The 13,715-nt window shown below is 54.8% G+C and carries 20 protein-coding genes; 16 read left to right on the top strand and 4 right to left on the bottom strand.

Features of this window, described 5'->3' with window-relative positions; genetic code table 11:
- The 12 genes from HZS80_RS23575 (at position 1) to HZS80_RS15630 (ending at position 7,936) form a co-directional block, all read left to right on the top strand.
- Positions 1 to 990, top strand: coding sequence for a V-type ATP synthase subunit I (locus tag HZS80_RS23575; RefSeq protein ID WP_246362126.1), 990 nt, complete (start codon positions 1 to 3; stop codon positions 988 to 990).
- On the top strand, positions 978 to 1,427 hold the full coding sequence (locus HZS80_RS15680; protein WP_035557755.1) for an ATP synthase subunit C: 450 nt from the start codon (positions 978 to 980) through the stop codon (positions 1,425 to 1,427). The genes HZS80_RS23575 and HZS80_RS15680 overlap by 13 nt, the downstream gene beginning before the upstream one ends.
- A 16-nt stretch (positions 1,428 to 1,443) precedes the next feature.
- A complete protein-coding gene (locus HZS80_RS15675) occupies positions 1,444 to 2,148 on the top strand; it encodes a DUF2201 family putative metallopeptidase (RefSeq protein ID WP_082072719.1) in 705 nt (234 codons plus the stop codon).
- Positions 2,149 to 2,188: 40 nt separating this feature from the next.
- The gene (locus HZS80_RS15670; RefSeq protein WP_035557758.1) at positions 2,189 to 3,223 is read left to right on the top strand and encodes a helix-turn-helix transcriptional regulator; all 1,035 of its coding nucleotides are present in this window, start codon (positions 2,189 to 2,191) and stop codon (positions 3,221 to 3,223) included.
- 342 nt (positions 3,224 to 3,565) lie between these two features.
- Positions 3,566 to 3,772 carry a gamma-glutamylcyclotransferase gene (locus tag HZS80_RS23570; RefSeq protein ID WP_235272578.1) on the top strand — a complete coding sequence of 69 codons (207 nt, stop codon included), beginning with the start codon at positions 3,566 to 3,568 and terminating at the stop codon, positions 3,770 to 3,772.
- Positions 3,773 to 3,778: 6 nt separating this feature from the next.
- Positions 3,779 to 4,267 (top strand): opioid growth factor receptor-related protein, encoded by a 489-nt coding sequence (locus HZS80_RS15660; RefSeq protein ID WP_035557762.1) that lies wholly within the window; start codon positions 3,779 to 3,781, stop codon positions 4,265 to 4,267.
- A gap of 1,161 nt (positions 4,268 to 5,428) precedes the next feature.
- Positions 5,429 to 5,782 (top strand): hypothetical protein, encoded by a 354-nt coding sequence (locus HZS80_RS15655; protein WP_035557765.1) that lies wholly within the window; start codon positions 5,429 to 5,431, stop codon positions 5,780 to 5,782.
- A 416-nt stretch (positions 5,783 to 6,198) separates the two neighbouring features.
- The gene (locus HZS80_RS15650; protein WP_035557768.1) at positions 6,199 to 6,492 is read left to right on the top strand and encodes a hypothetical protein; all 294 of its coding nucleotides are present in this window, start codon (positions 6,199 to 6,201) and stop codon (positions 6,490 to 6,492) included.
- A 142-nt stretch (positions 6,493 to 6,634) separates the two neighbouring features.
- Entirely contained in the window at positions 6,635 to 6,823 is a 189-nt protein-coding gene (locus tag HZS80_RS15645) for a hypothetical protein (RefSeq protein WP_144408657.1), read from the top strand.
- 74 nt (positions 6,824 to 6,897) lie between these two features.
- Positions 6,898 to 7,236, top strand: coding sequence for a hypothetical protein (locus tag HZS80_RS15640; protein ID WP_035557775.1), 339 nt, complete (start codon positions 6,898 to 6,900; stop codon positions 7,234 to 7,236).
- A gap of 42 nt (positions 7,237 to 7,278) precedes the next feature.
- The gene (locus HZS80_RS15635) at positions 7,279 to 7,527 is read left to right on the top strand and encodes a hypothetical protein (RefSeq protein WP_035557778.1); all 249 of its coding nucleotides are present in this window, start codon (positions 7,279 to 7,281) and stop codon (positions 7,525 to 7,527) included.
- Positions 7,528 to 7,570: 43 nt separating this feature from the next.
- Positions 7,571 to 7,936, top strand: a complete 366-nt coding sequence (locus tag HZS80_RS15630; protein ID WP_035557779.1) for a hypothetical protein — start codon at positions 7,571 to 7,573, stop codon at positions 7,934 to 7,936.
- Between the two features lie 263 nt (positions 7,937 to 8,199).
- Here HZS80_RS15630 and HZS80_RS15625 read toward each other — a convergent pair whose 3' ends face one another.
- The 4 genes from HZS80_RS15625 to HZS80_RS15610 form a co-directional block, all read right to left on the bottom strand.
- A complete protein-coding gene (locus HZS80_RS15625) occupies positions 8,200 to 8,841 on the bottom strand; it encodes an SOS response-associated peptidase (RefSeq protein WP_035557781.1) in 642 nt (213 codons plus the stop codon).
- Between the two features lie 342 nt (positions 8,842 to 9,183).
- Entirely contained in the window at positions 9,184 to 9,996 is an 813-nt protein-coding gene (locus tag HZS80_RS15620; RefSeq protein ID WP_035557783.1) for a hypothetical protein, read from the bottom strand.
- 59 nt (positions 9,997 to 10,055) lie between these two features.
- A complete protein-coding gene (locus HZS80_RS15615) occupies positions 10,056 to 10,733 on the bottom strand; it encodes a competence protein CoiA family protein (protein WP_144408656.1) in 678 nt (225 codons plus the stop codon).
- A 161-nt stretch (positions 10,734 to 10,894) separates the two neighbouring features.
- Positions 10,895 to 11,422, bottom strand: coding sequence for a hypothetical protein (locus tag HZS80_RS15610; protein ID WP_035557785.1), 528 nt, complete (start codon positions 11,420 to 11,422; stop codon positions 10,895 to 10,897).
- A gap of 223 nt (positions 11,423 to 11,645) precedes the next feature.
- Between HZS80_RS15610 and parS the strand changes: the two genes are divergently transcribed.
- The 4 genes from parS to HZS80_RS23995 all read left to right on the top strand — a co-directional run bounded on the left by parS (position 11,646) and on the right by HZS80_RS23995 (position 13,496).
- Positions 11,646 to 12,098 carry a type II RES/Xre toxin-antitoxin system antitoxin gene (gene parS, locus HZS80_RS15605; protein ID WP_035557787.1) on the top strand — a complete coding sequence of 151 codons (453 nt, stop codon included), beginning with the start codon at positions 11,646 to 11,648 and terminating at the stop codon, positions 12,096 to 12,098.
- Positions 12,095 to 12,559, top strand: a complete 465-nt coding sequence (locus HZS80_RS15600; RefSeq protein ID WP_035557789.1) for an RES family NAD+ phosphorylase — start codon at positions 12,095 to 12,097, stop codon at positions 12,557 to 12,559. Before parS ends, HZS80_RS15600 begins: the two co-directional genes overlap by 4 nt.
- Positions 12,560 to 12,758: 199 nt before the next feature.
- Complete coding sequence (locus tag HZS80_RS23865; protein WP_268762342.1) at positions 12,759 to 12,881, top strand: hypothetical protein; 123 nt, start codon at positions 12,759 to 12,761, stop codon at positions 12,879 to 12,881.
- Between the two features lie 42 nt (positions 12,882 to 12,923).
- Positions 12,924 to 13,496 (top strand): DUF4113 domain-containing protein, encoded by a 573-nt coding sequence (locus tag HZS80_RS23995; RefSeq protein ID WP_179916621.1) that lies wholly within the window; start codon positions 12,924 to 12,926, stop codon positions 13,494 to 13,496.
- Positions 13,497 to 13,715: the final 219 nt, after the last annotated feature.

Here is a 13,715-nt window from a genome sequence, read left to right as displayed (position 1 = left end):
TTGCCCTGCTCGACGAGCCGGTGGGTCCCGAGGATCAGCCCCCCCACTCTGCTCGACAACGACGAGCGCACCGCCGGCGGCGCGGAGATCGTGCACTTCTATCAGATGCCCGGCTATCGCAGCTGGGACCCCTCCCGGGTGATCTTCTTCTCCTTCGCGGCGTTCTTCGCCATGATCCTCGCGGACGCCGGCTACGCCCTGCTGCTGCTCGGCGCGCTGCTGTTCTTCTCACCACGCCTCAAACGCAGTCGTACGGGATTGCGAGTGCGCACTCTGGGTTTTGCCCTGGTCGGCTTCGCCTTCGCCTACGGCGTGCTTGCGGGCAGCTATTTCGGCTGGAGCCCGCCACCGGAAAGCTGGCTTTCTCACTCGAGGCTCCTCGACGTCAACGACTTCGGTCAGATGATGCAGCTGGCGATCGGCATCGGCCTGGCGCACCTGATCGTCGCCAACGCCACCGTGGCCTGGCACCACCGGGGGCGAGCCGCCATGCTGGCGCCGCTGGGCTGGATTGTCGCCCTGCTGGCCGGTGTCATGCTTTTCTACGGCATGACCGGCGGTGCCGTCGCCATGACCCTGGGGCTGATCGGCGTCTTCGTCTTTACCGATACCCGCCCCATACGTGAACCGCTGGACCTGCTCAAGCGGGTCGGTGGCGGTCTCTACGCCCTGACCGACGTGACCCGGGCCTTCGGCGACGTGCTGAGCTACCTGCGCCTGTTCGCCCTGGGGCTCGCCAGCGCGTCGCTCGCGGTCACCTTCAACCAGCTCGCCGCGGACGCGGCGGCGGCCTTTCCGGGGCTCGGCATCCTGCTCAACGCGCTGATCCTGATCGTCGGCCACGCCCTGAACTTCGTGCTGGCGGTGGTCAGCGGCGTGGTGCACGGACTGCGGCTCAATCTGATCGAGTTCTACCACTGGGGCATCTCGGACGAGGGCTACCCTTTTACCGCATTCGCAAAAACGGAGACCACACCATGGAGCAACTGATTCTCGCCCTGGGCTGGGCGGGCCTTTACGGCCCCATGGCCCTGGGGGCCATCGGCAGCATCATCGGCTGCGCCATCGCCGGCCAGGCGGCCATCGGTGCCCTGCTCGAGACCGAGTCCGGCCACGGGCGCTTCATCGGGCTCTCGGCGATGCCCTCCTCCCAGAGCATCTATGGCATCGTGGTGATGTTCACCCTGCAGCGCCCGATCACCCTCGAGACCTCCGCGGGGCTGTTCTCCGTGGGCATCCTCGCCGGGGTGGCCCTATTGCTGAGTGCGGTCTACCAGGGCAGCTGCTGTGCTTCGGCGATCAACAGCGCGAAGAGCAAGCCGGAGATCTTCGGCCTGTCCATCGCCCCGGCGGCCATCGTCGAAGGCTTCGGGGTGTTCGCCTTCATCTTCGCCCTGGTGATCGGCGGCAATATTCCGGCCCAATGAGTTCGAGGAGATCCTCATGAGTCAAGCGGAATCCCTGCAGGGCGCCTCCTCCGGCGTCGAGGCGCTGATCGAGCGGCTGCGCGGCGAGGGGGTCGAGCAGGGCCGGGAGGAAGCCCGGCGCATCGTGGGGGATGCGGAGCGTCGCGCCACCTGGATGATCGAGCAGGCGGATCGCGCCTATTGGGCTGAAACACTCCCCGTCATGGAGATGCTGAGCGAGTTTTTAACGTTAACTCCCGTGCTGCGGCAACAAATAGTGACGGCTAGCACTGATGGTCGGCATCTCTACTTTTGCCCACACTACAGCGCTACCCTCTCCGATGAATCACGCCGCTTTTTACATGCTCATCTCATCTGGCATTGCGTGGCCGGCCATTTAACCGCCCCGTTAGTGGCCAATCGGCATCGCTGGCACCTAGCCTGTGACCATGAAGTCAATGTGCTGCTGATGGCGCTCGGCTTAATACTGCCTTCGAATACGCTGCTATTTCCCGTATGCGTTGGCCGCAGCGCTATCGATGTTTATCGTTGGCTTGCAGGGCACCCTGACACCTCACTGGAAATCACCGCCGACATTCATCCCGCCGCGCTATGGGACTACCTCCCCAATACCAACCCTGACCAACGCATGACTGCGCTTTGGCGGCGTCGAGCTCATTTGATCGCTCGGGATTCCGACGTGCTGCCCGAGAGAGTCGCTAAGTTTTGTGAGGCACGTTAAACTTAATGCTTTCATTTCTAAAACCAGGGTTAGCGTCACTATGTCCGATACGCGCGATACACTTTTTCGCTACTTGGCGCTTCTTCAGCTAATCCCTCGCTATCCTGGGCGGATTGCTACACCAGTACTGAAAGAAAAACTTGCTGAACGCGGCTTTCACATTGATACAAGGTCGTTACAGCGCGATCTAAGCCAGAAGCTCTCCTCATATTTTCCCCTTGGCTGCGACGATAGTGAAAAACCATACCGGTGGTATTTTGATCGCGACTTTCAGTGCCACTTACCGGCGCTAGATGTACCCAGTGCGTTAACGCTGGTACTTGCAGAAGAATATCTAAAAGGGTTGTTACCCCCTGTAGTCGTTGGGCAGTTATCGCCGCACTTTACTGATGCGAGGCGGCTGCTTGATGAGATGAGTTCAAACGGCTTGAGCCAATGGGCGCGGAAAGTTCGCGCCATCCCCAATGGCAAAGCACTTATTCCTGCAGCGCTTAATGAAATGACATGGCAGATTGTCTCTCAAGCCCTGCTGGAGCAGAAACCGGTGGATGTCATGTACTTGTCTCGCACATCCAAAACGGAAAAGCACTTCACTCTTCATCCTCAAGGGCTGGTCAGCCGTCACAGCGTGACATATTTGCTGGCGACGGTAGATGACTATGACGATATTCGTCAGTTCGCCATGCACCGCATCGAAACTGCTATTCTAAGTGAAGCGACCTGGCGACCTTCCCACGGCTTTGACTTAGACAATTACATAGCAGGCGGGGCGTTTGGCTATTTGCAAGGCAAAGTCCCCGTCACCCTCGTCGCCCGTGTCGCGCCACAAGTCGCTTGGCTGCTCAGTGAGACGCCACTGTCGGTAACTCAGCAGCTGACGCCACTGCCCAATAGCAATTGGCAACAGCTAGAAGCCGAGGTGCCCGATGATCAGCAAACTCTGTGGTGGCTGATGGCCATGGGCGCCAATGTCACCGTACTGGCTCCTACGGCGTGGCGAGAAACGCTAAAAACTAATGCTGCGCAGGCACTCGCGCATTACCAACGTACATCTGTCTCGGAAGAAATCTCTTAAAGACATGCCGTCGGCAATCAAACTACTTAAAGTAGATAACGGTGCTCTGTTTTGCTTATGGGTCTAATATGTCAACCCAGCGCTTAGCCGCACGGATCCCCGCACGCTTTATTACCACAGCTCTCCTGCCCGCGTATCGTCTGGCCTTTTATCAGCAAGGCGGAGACGACTCCGGCAAGTGCGATATTGTGCCGGCATATCCGATCAGTCGGCCGTGTATGGCGTGATATGAGATGTCGCTTCACACCACAAGCTGACGCTGGATCGTTACGAAGGTATCAACGTTGCCTACGATGAAATCTAGCTGACCTTTCGGGTGCGGGCAGCTTTAAGTTCAGGCTTATGTGGGGAAAGATCACGTCCATCGGTATGCGTCCCTATATGTGGTACAAGCACCATGTGGTCGCCGGCGCAAGAGAGCATGGATTACCCGCTGCTTATGTCCGTGCATTAGAAAGCATTGAAGCCCGAACCGACCCAGACAATGAACGCCACGCACGCGAACTGGTGCTGCATGGACTCGATGACTTATTAGTTCGGGGGGCATAATGGGCAATGATGATCGCGTTTTACCGCGGGGAAGGACACGATCATCAGGGTCGTCGCCTCCAAGACATCTGGGCACTCTTCTCTTTCTGGCTGGAACACACCCACGACTATATCCAGGGGCTGTTTCCTATCCCGGAAGCGGGCCGCTTTAACGCCTTTGCTCCTCTACTGACAACCGATGTGCAAAGAGTGTTTGCGAAAGAGCCACCCTTACGCCAGCGCCAGCAACATTCCCTAGACGTAATGTTGAATTCCTTTGGTCTAGAACGCGAAGACCGTTACATCTCAGCTCAGTCCGACCTTTCAATCCAGACGCATATTTGGCTGAAAGCAGGTGGCCATAACCATCTACGTATTACGCGTATGATCCGTTCGCTATTCTTTTGCCATCTGCCAGAGCTTGCTCAGGCTTTTCAGCAGTCAGTTATCGATATTGGCACTCAGCATGGCGTTGTGTCAGAGAAATCGCTTAATTATTGGCGAGATGCAATCTAAAGCAGTTTCAGCCGATCGACCAATGCATTCTTACAGGCAATCCAACGTAAAACATTATAAAAGAAGCATACTTAGAAAATAGGAAGGAGAGCCTTAGAAGGTGATAAAGATTTGGCCATACTTTCATGAGTAAGAAGCTCCTGATCCACCAATGCTAACTCTCCTTGCCGTCACGGTAGCTAGCTTAGTTAAAACAGAGTGAGTTATCCCCCATCTGCTCTTGCCACCAACGATAACCTTGAAAAGCGCAAGGTTGTTTTTGTATTACCCCGTCATGTTGATAGTGTCGACATGACGGCTTCTCATGTCGATATTTACCTTAATTTTCGACATGAAGTATAGTTAATCTGTCGACATCACTAGGGATCGATGACTCCCCTTAATTACTAATGGGATTGAGCGAAGCTTTCAGGCTTTGTTTCGCTAAGAAAGCTTCTGCTGTTGAGCGCTGCGGATCTACTTCAGACAGCCAAGCTCAAACATCAGAGAGTCGGTACCTGACATTACGTCCGCGACGCACGAACCGTGGGGCGGGCTCCCCTAAAAGCAATCCAGTAACTCTACTTTTACGTGCAGTCGAAGGGGCCGCTGGAATCAAGGAGGGAAATACGGCGCTCTCAGGCAACTCAATCAGCTCCGGACTGTAGCCTTGATGGTAAAGTCGAAAGGCGTTATCCAAGATACCTTCAATTTTCTTTTTGGGCATGGCGAGGGCTCCTAGTAATTTACCCTTACCATGTTGCCCAATCAATCACCCGTCTTGTTGGGTAAGATCAAATCCTTGATGGCACAAAAGGTGGACGACGATGTGATGATCGCTGTATTCCTGTGAAGCAAAATCAGTGGTAAGCATTGGAATACGCGCGAACCCACTCTCCAAAGGGAAGCAAGAAGATATTTAAGCCAGGTGAAACTTATCGCGGCTTCATGGGTGGGGTAATTAACCCGGGCAGACCAATCATTCAATCGTACGGTCTAATCCCTTACCGCGAAATGCGGGCGGCATTTACCATTGAAAATGTGAGGAGACGGCTCAACAGTTGGTCCCCATTAAACGCTTACCCATTGATTCAGTGGCATATTTAATAGCACTAGACTTAGTCGCCAAAATGTTGAGGCATATCCGCCGATACGTTTCACGATCTTAAGTAGGATAAAAACATGAAACTAAAAGTAATTGATATCCGAATCAAGTTCAATGGCATGTGGTCTCCTCACCCTACACGTCATCGAAACAGGATCCAAAAAATTGCCGACGCTGTAGAGTATAGATTTCCAGAAGTTAACCGTCCTGAAAAAATAAAGTTGAAACATATTCTTTGGTTTGCGGAACACTGGCTTGAGGTGCAAGCGTACCGACCAGCTACACGTGCTGACTACATTAGCTCTTTGAAACTGCTTATTGAAGCGCTAGGGCGAAGTGATTATTGGCTTGGTCCACTAGGCTTAAAGCCGAAGGGGGCAGGCGGAAGACCGAGAACGAGTCAAGTTGTGAAGAGTAAAAAATACTATTGAGAAAAGCGCACTATCAGCCTCTATGAGACTGACAATGCGCCATGTTCATGTCTCAGAACCTGGAGATGTCTACGAAACCTGGGGCGATTCATAAATACAGTCGTGAACGCGCTCGGGCAGTGATGTAGAAGCAGTCTCGAATGTAGCCGGCATAGCGGTGTCGAGGTTGATCGCTAGGTTCATGGTATGCCTCAAAGTCGTGTAGCTGATGACCTTTATAAAAGTGTGCAATGCACGTTATTACAAGCGAGGCGCACACTTTTTTGAGTCTCGAATGAGCTGCTGTAACGAGCTTCCGCAGCCTTATCCCCGCGGCCAAATGGGGTATGGTTTGTGAGGTCTGATGACTTCCAGGAATTGAATTCGTGTGCATTGCACATTAAGCTATCAGCAGTACCTATGAAAATGGAGGCCACATGGCGAACCTCATGGCGTCAACCGTGCAGCTCGAGACGATCAAGGAGCACCCTGAGCTCCAGCGTTTGATTCGCGACAATGAGTTCATTGCTCAGCTGGAGCCCTGGTCTGTCATGGAGATTCACCAAGCAGTCGATGGGCTGGTGGGGATCGACCTCGACCTACGAGACTCCACGCTGTTTGGCGACCTGTTGGCGCACTTCAACCAGGATAGCTCCCCTGCTCTTCCTGGAGCGGACACACAGGAGAGTGCCAGGGTTCGCGCTAGGCGCTGCTGGGGCCTTGAAGCGTAGTCTCACCTTAGATGCGCTGTAAGGCGCCATACATGAACGAGCGTTGCTGGTAGGCACAGTGGCGATATATAGAGAGATATTAATGAGCACTTCCGAGAAACCGACGAATGAAGCCCTCCGCCAGCTTATGGAGAGACATGGTTTGAACCAGACTCACGTGGCCACCCTGACTGGGTATAGCGTGGAGACGGTGAAGGGTTGGTTCGCCTCGCCTGACTCAACCCGCTACCGCGCAGTGCGCAAGCCGGTATTGGAGTCGGTGCGCCGCGCTATTGAGCTAGGAGAGCACTACAAGCTGGAAGGGGTGAAGATTCCCAAAGCTAAGAAGTGAGACCAACACCAAACAAAGGAAATATATTGATCATGTTCATAGCGAGAATGACAGTGTTGGTACTTGCAGGAACAATGTCATCTACCACGATCGCAGATGACCTTGGGACAGCTGAGCCACAGCCAGGTCTTTTTGACGGCATGGCCGAAGACGTGCAGCGCCGACTTGTCGAAAACAACGCTGCTAGGCAAGCAAACGGCTACAATTCAGACCCTAATGTGCATGCTGAACCAGGCCTCTTCGATGGCATGGCCGCTGATGTACAGCGCAGTCTTGACGAAAGCCATGCTGCTCGGCTGGCAAATCGCAACAAATCTGATTTCAAAGTAGATGCTGAGCCAGGCCTCTTCGACACCATGGCCGCTGACGTTAAGCGCAGCCTTGACGAAAGCCACGCTGCTAGACAGAAATAACTCTCGCCAATTAAACGCGACCGGCAACTTAGGAAAATACCCATGAACGATAAAGATATTAATGCACCGATAAACCAGTTTGAAGGCGTGCCGCTGAATGTATTGATGTTCCTAAATCTTCGCGATGGGGGCGGTGGTCCGGCGCTTCGCGCTGAAGCAGCAGCTGAGTTTTATGGAATCACGGTAGCTGAGCTTAAAGCCGAATGCCGCAAAGTAGGTATGGACTGGATAGCGCAGGATGGTGCGTTGATTGAAATCAATCAGCGGGTCTATGACTGGGCGCGCAGCTGATCATGACCTAAGCCGATAGCCAAGCTCCTTATAGGACACATCCATGTCAGCGGTACAGATTGACCTTGAGTATAAGTCCGATCGCAAATGCGTGATGCGGCTAGTGGCATTAGTAGATCGAGATGGCCGACTGCAAGCGGATGAGTTATATGGCTATTCAAAGGAGCGCAGCGATCTCAGTGAGACATTGACCCTCTACCCTCTCCTGCTCACAGACGTGACCAAGGAGTGTCGGCGCTATCAGGCTGAGTGGGGTTTCAGCGACTCGACTGAAACAGTTATCGATTTTCTTGACCGACCCTTAGCAGAGTTGCAGGAAGTTGAACGAGTCGATACCTCCGAGGGCGTGCCAGAGCATTCCATTTACATCATTACCTCAATTGTCCCTTGGCTGGGAAGCGAGGAGTGAGTATGGCCATAAATCACCCTGAACTTGGTGTACCGCCTTGCCCCGACTGTCACGCAGATAAGATGTTCCATCGCTGCGTTACGCCTGTATCAGGGGAAGCAGGTTTTCGACTGAATGGCTGGTATTGCGAGTTGTGCAATGCTGGGCCATATCGGCTCGGTAATGTCAGCGAGCAAGATGCGGCCGCAACGGCATTCTCCCTGGTGTTCGGACATACCTCCACTTCTCTTCACTAATTGAGAAAGCCTGCGCGCCAGCGCCAGCTATCTCTGCTCAGCATGCAGTCGATCTGCTGGGTACTGGCGCATGAATGCCTTGCTCTCTGAGGCTGGTGCTGTCAGCCAGTCCTTTAGCGCCCCGTTCGGCAAGACCACTACCATCCTCTTTTCGCTGCCCTGACGATGGTAGTTTCGCATTAGGGGATGATCGTCGGCGTTTACCGTGGGCATCGAGTAACTATGCACTGTCTCACCGTCTGGGTTGGTCCAGCGTTCCCAAAGACCAGCAATACTCATGAGGCCTCCATCTGCCCGAGTAATTCGAGTCGGGACCGCCTTACCTGAACGCCAATCGGGCTCGTAGATAGCCGCCGCGGGGATGATGCAGTGCTGCGCTTGACGCCACGCAGAGCGGAATGACGGCTTGCTTTCGACCGTTTCCGATCGCGCATTGTAGGTTCTCCGCGCCAGCTTAGTGTCCTTTGCCCAAAACGGCAGTAGACCAAACATTCCGGTCAGTGCCTCAACAGAGGGAGCGGCCTCGTCATCGGGATCGCTGGCCTGTGGGGCACGCAGAAATGGGCCGTTGTACCCTGGCCAGAGTTCGCGTTGCATCTCATGTTCTGGCGCAACGCCAAAGGCTTTCATCAGTTGATTTGCGTCAGGTGCCTCATATCGACTGCACATATACTGCCTCCCTTGGTGAGCCGCATTGGGCTGTAAGGATGTTTACTGTGGATCATCCAGTATGGCCGTATCGAAAGCTCACCCACTGATTATTGAGTTGGTTATGAATCCTCTCATTGTAAAATAAATAAACTGGCGTAATGTATTACTGCTGATACTACAGACTGAGATGTCAGAGCTTCTTCACTGAGATGCCTTGCATGCAAATATCAATATCGATGATGCATTAGCCCACGTCGACCTGCATGCTAGACAAGTGTTCGAGGAATATTGTCTGGTCCAGAATGCGTAGGAGGGCAAGGTTAATTCTGACGACCTCCTACTCAAAGTCTTCTCGGACGCCTAGGCCATCGCCGAATCACAGTTACTCTCTGCTTGAGCGGCCCCTTTGCTCGTGCTGATGGCATTAGCGCCAGCTGGTTTGGGTATGAACGCAAGTTCCTCCAGCTTGGCAGCTAGCAGGTTAATCATATTGAAGTTGTCCAATTCGCCAACGAATTCTGCAATCGCATCCAGCGGCCTTGGAAGTAGCTCCAACGCCATTAACGCAGGATCTTCTACGAGGACATGGTAGTAACGAGCAGTATTCAGCAACTGCTCGGCACGCTGAAGAGCGACAACTGGCTGGTATCCGACCTCCCCAAGATAGCGCTCGATGGCTTGGATTGAGATCCAGTATCGGCTTTGTATGCTCTCACGGGTATAGACGACTCCTAGCAAGGCCACGAGTTTCCACTCACGAGACGGCACCCCGAACATCCAGTCATATTCCGTGCGTGTCTCGACCGCGGTAGGAATGGCTTCCAGGTCCATTCTGTGAATATCTCGTTCGAGGTTCTGCCGGGCCATCGGTAAGCAGAACCGTGTTGATGCAGCCACCTTGCCAGACCGGACACCAATACGCTGACAGGACGCGGAAAGTTCCATGGCGAGATGGCGCATCTCATGAAGATCAAGTTGCTGACGTTCTAGCTCCCAGGTTTTCTGCCTCCGCTGCAGCTCAACCTCAGCCTCGTGTTGACGTGCAGCCTCGGCTTCGCGTCGCCTGATTTCAGCCTGTTTGATCGCTTTTTCTCGCGCCAGGCGTTGCTCCTCCTCCCATTGGCGCTTTCGCTCAGCATGTTTCTTTTCCTGTGCCTGAAAGTAGGCTTCCATCCGGGCATGTTGATCGCGCTGGCGCTGCTCCTCTTGCTCCCTGGCGATCCTCGCCTGTGCTATTCGTTTGTTGGCCTTCTCGATCTGCTGCTGGAGTCCTGGACGTAGCTTTGCCTGCTCCGCTTCGATCTTGGGTTTACGATCCAGTAGGCCCGTTGATAGTTAAATACATGCTCTTCGAGATCGGCCGGTGTTAGGTTCCGTGGTATGTCCCCCAGGTCGATTTCGATGCAGCGCTGGCCACGGGACTCAAGCCGCTGCTGCTTTTCCGCGTCGATGAAATGGGTTACGGCCACCTCTACTAAGATTTCTATCTGGCCCAAGTTCACGATAAGGTCAGGGCGGATGTCCCCTAGGCTGAACTCAAGCTTCGTATCATCCACCGCCTGCCGATCGCGGCCGGGGAAAATGACCTTGGATTCTGTGTGCTTGTAGCCAAGGCTATCCTTCCCCTCAAGTACCGCCTGAAGCAGAGGAATGGGAATTTCCTTTCGGTCTGCGATCAACTGCTTTGCGGCTAGGTGTATTCCGGTTTCAGTGCCCCCAGCGCATGGTCGGGTGCCTCTGGTATGTGCGAAATAGTGACGGACAATATCCCCCATTCTCGCCTCAAGCGGCGTTCTGCACTCAGGACAGACACAGCCGCTACGGCCGCCGCGTTCGGCCCTGGTGAGCTGGCTGATATGCACCAACCTGTTATTGCGGATGCCGTAAGGGATTTTTGCGCTGTTTCTCATATAATTGCGTCAAGAGAGGCCGTGCTGAGGGAGCGTGCTCGATAGCTCTCTCCTGGTAAAGGGACTAGGCGGCGTGAATTACAGCCGGAAGCTAACCGCCCTGCTCGATAGTGGTGAGCTGCTAAGTTGTCAGGTTTGGCTCGCCATCAATCGATCTTAGGCTAGGCGTCCGCATCTAGTTCATCGAGAACGCCGAAGATTGAATAGCCGCGCACTTCGCTAGAATTGGGCTTTGGACTGCCAATGTCACTCACGAGGTCAGTTTTCTGTGTGATCATCACAATGTCATCGGTCACAGCTTGAGCGTTCCGCTTCAGAAGTCGATCATGGAAGGACGGGACCGTATCTATGAGGAAGAGATCGTAGCCGGCTGAATGGGCAACCTCGAAGATGGCCTTAATAGTGCGCTTGCCAAGCCGCTCCCAACGTAGGGCGAGCGGCATTATTATGTTACTAAGCTGAAGCTCCTCGGAGTCGTGCAAGAAGGTGACAGAGAGGACCAAGGTTCTGACAGGAGAATCGGCTTCTTGCTGACAACGGACCTGCAATCTCGCTCTGCCTGTAGGCGAATGGTACTCAAGTTCGAACTGATGCCAAGGCAGGGTCGCGAGCTTTGGCTCCAATAGATCTTTAGCCGCTTGAAGTACGCTATTTTCAAACGCTTGGTTATGATCGGTGGACGTGGACATGCAACCTCTCCTGTTCTTTCGGTCTACTTTACCACTCTCTGTTGGGGCCGTGCTTACGCGATAAGCAATGTTGCGATACTCGCGGAGGGCAGCCCTCGGGCAAGCTGTAGCGCAGAGGGGCTATAGGTGCCCGCGCCTAGATCTGCCTGGAGTTGCAACCGCAGTGACAGTCTTGCGATCTTCTGATACACTGTTGTTATATCAAATGAGTGGAGGAGAGGCCATGGAAGCTGCCATCGAAGAGTATCGGCCGAAGCCTAAGCCCAAGAAAGACGACTTTTGGAAGGCCCTGGGTCTTCCAGCGCGTGGGGCACAACTGCATGAGGCTTTGGAAAAAGGCGTCCCGTACAAGGTCTACACGGAGCTTGCTACTGCGTCTGGCCTGGAAAGCAAGGAGCTGGCGCGTTATGTCGTTATCAAGCCGGCGACATTGCAGCGGAGAGCCACGGCTGGGCGCTTCAAGCAAGACGAAGGCGATCGGCTGTATCGCTTTGCCGAGGTCTACAAGAGCGCTGTTGATCTCTTTGAAGGAGATCAACAGCGGGCGAGACGATGGCTCCTCAATTCAGTGCGCGGTCTCGGTGGTCGGCGACCGGTGGAGATGGTGGCGACGACTGCTGGCGCTGAAGCTGTGCTGGATCTGATCGGACGGCTTGAGCACGGCGTCTTCGCGTGAGTACGGTTCGTGGTTACCGCCTCGTCAAGCGGAAGTGGCTCCAGACGGCCTTCGATGGGGAGGGAGCCCGCTTGTACGGCGGTCGGTGGAATAGCAAGGGGAAGGCCTGTGTGTACCTCGCCAGTGCTGAATCACTGGCCATGCTTGAGGTGATGGTTCATCTCGATGACTACCGGTTGTTGACACACTATGCGCTGCTGGAGGTGGCTATCCCGGAAAATGCCCTGATGCGTCTGCCTGCCGATAGTCTGCCGGAAGACTGGATGGAGGAGCCGGCGCCCGCCTCGACCGCGGAGATCGGCGACAACTGGCTTGAGAGCCAACCGAGCCTCGCGCTGGTGGTCCCAAGTGTCGTGGTGCCTCGAGAAACGAACTACCTGATCAACCCCAACCACCCCGATTTCCAGGCATTGGCCGACAGTGCCAGGGAAGTCTCGTTCATCCCGGATAAGCGCTTGTAGCGCCTTTCCCCGCCCTTGGACAGGGACGGTTTGAGCCCCCCACCTTCTGCCTAGCTTGGGGATACCTGTGCCGATCGGGGTGGCGCCGTCTCGCACTCTCGCAAAAGTGGCCACGGGCATTGCCAAAAAGCAGCCCGCCTTCAAAGGGGGTTTGTGTCCTTGAGGCTGATCATCCAGCTACCCTCGCCATCTGGAACTCATGCACATAACCGACTTGTGGGGTGTGGCCAAACGAACGGGAGAGAAGCTGGAGCGAATGCGAATCCGCACTGCGTTGAATCTGCGCAACGCGGAGCCCAAGGAGATCCGCAAGCGCTTTTAAGTTGTGCTCGAGCGTACCGTTTGGGAGCTACGAGGGGTTGATGTGATCCGCCTTGATGACATCGACCAATATCATGACCAGCCGGACTTTCGGGCAGGCAACCGACAACATGGAGGACCTGCGCGAGGCGGTGCGATCGCATGCCCAGGCTGGCGCGGAGAAGGTGCGGCGCCAGCAGTCGGTCGCTCAGGCCATCATGGTCTTTCTCTCGACACCAAGGTTCCGCAGCGATCTTCCACAGGACTACCCAGCCTTACCCTACCACTGCCGATGCCAACAGATGATAGCCGGGTAATAGTCGGGGCCGCTCAACATGCCCTGGAGATGATCTATCGCCGAGGTTATCAGTACGCCAAAGCCGGCGTCATGATGATTGACCTGGCCGACCGTGATGGGTTGCAGATCGATATGCTGCACACCCAGGAGACTGAAGAGAGGCGTCAAAAGTCGGCAAAGCTAATGGGGGTTATGGATGCACTCAACCGTGAGTTTGGCCGGGGAGCGGTCACACTTGGGGGGATGAGGAGGAACGAACGATGGAGGCAGAGGGATACACGGCAGACGCCGCGTTTTCTTACCTCCTGGAATGAAATACCTGAAATTAAGATGGGGTGAAGCCTGGTAAACTAAGGCCCCTCCCCGAGGCTGCTTATTCGCGGCCTTTCTTCCTTGGCGGGGGGAGAAGTCGGCTCACGAGGCGTTCAGCGAATTCCTCTGCGTCTTCTGGCAGCGTGCCTCCCTCCTCCTCGATTGCGCTGGCGATAGTGGCACGCATCATGTAGGCCTGGATATGAGGAGGAACCGGATAGGTGCCGGCCCGCCACTCGTAAAGCC

The organism is Vreelandella glaciei (assembly GCF_013415125.1).
Lineage (GTDB): Bacteria > Pseudomonadota > Gammaproteobacteria > Pseudomonadales > Halomonadaceae > Vreelandella > Vreelandella glaciei.
The sequence above is the reverse complement of the archived record's forward strand: the minus strand, read 5'-3'. Positions and strand labels throughout refer to the sequence as shown.

Bases quoted from the DNA above. Each gene is read 5' to 3' on its own strand.
- HZS80_RS15680 (WP_035557755.1), top strand. From the start codon at position 978: ATGGAGCAACTGATTCTCGCCCTGGGCTGGGCGGGCCTTTACGGCCCC.
- HZS80_RS15675 (WP_082072719.1), top strand. From the start codon at position 1,444: ATGAGTCAAGCGGAATCCCTGCAGGGCGCCTCCTCCGGCGTCGAGGCG.
- HZS80_RS15670 (WP_035557758.1), top strand. From the start codon at position 2,189: ATGTCCGATACGCGCGATACACTTTTTCGCTACTTGGCGCTTCTTCAG.
- HZS80_RS23570 (WP_235272578.1), top strand. From the start codon at position 3,566: ATGTGGGGAAAGATCACGTCCATCGGTATGCGTCCCTATATGTGGTAC.
- HZS80_RS15660 (WP_035557762.1), top strand. From the start codon at position 3,779: ATGATGATCGCGTTTTACCGCGGGGAAGGACACGATCATCAGGGTCGT.
- HZS80_RS15655 (WP_035557765.1), top strand. From the start codon at position 5,429: ATGAAACTAAAAGTAATTGATATCCGAATCAAGTTCAATGGCATGTGG.
- HZS80_RS15650 (WP_035557768.1), top strand. From the start codon at position 6,199: ATGGCGAACCTCATGGCGTCAACCGTGCAGCTCGAGACGATCAAGGAG.
- HZS80_RS15640 (WP_035557775.1), top strand. From the start codon at position 6,898: ATGTCATCTACCACGATCGCAGATGACCTTGGGACAGCTGAGCCACAG.
- HZS80_RS15635 (WP_035557778.1), top strand. From the start codon at position 7,279: ATGAACGATAAAGATATTAATGCACCGATAAACCAGTTTGAAGGCGTG.
- HZS80_RS15630 (WP_035557779.1), top strand. From the start codon at position 7,571: ATGTCAGCGGTACAGATTGACCTTGAGTATAAGTCCGATCGCAAATGC.
- HZS80_RS15625 (WP_035557781.1), bottom strand. From the start codon at position 8,841: ATGTGCAGTCGATATGAGGCACCTGACGCAAATCAACTGATGAAAGCC.
- HZS80_RS15620 (WP_035557783.1), bottom strand. From the start codon at position 9,996: ATGGAAGCCTACTTTCAGGCACAGGAAAAGAAACATGCTGAGCGAAAG.
- HZS80_RS15615 (WP_144408656.1), bottom strand. From the start codon at position 10,733: ATGAGAAACAGCGCAAAAATCCCTTACGGCATCCGCAATAACAGGTTG.
- HZS80_RS15610 (WP_035557785.1), bottom strand. From the start codon at position 11,422: ATGTCCACGTCCACCGATCATAACCAAGCGTTTGAAAATAGCGTACTT.
- parS (WP_035557787.1), top strand. From the start codon at position 11,646: ATGGAAGCTGCCATCGAAGAGTATCGGCCGAAGCCTAAGCCCAAGAAA.
- HZS80_RS23865 (WP_268762342.1), top strand. From the start codon at position 12,759: ATGCACATAACCGACTTGTGGGGTGTGGCCAAACGAACGGGAGAGAAG.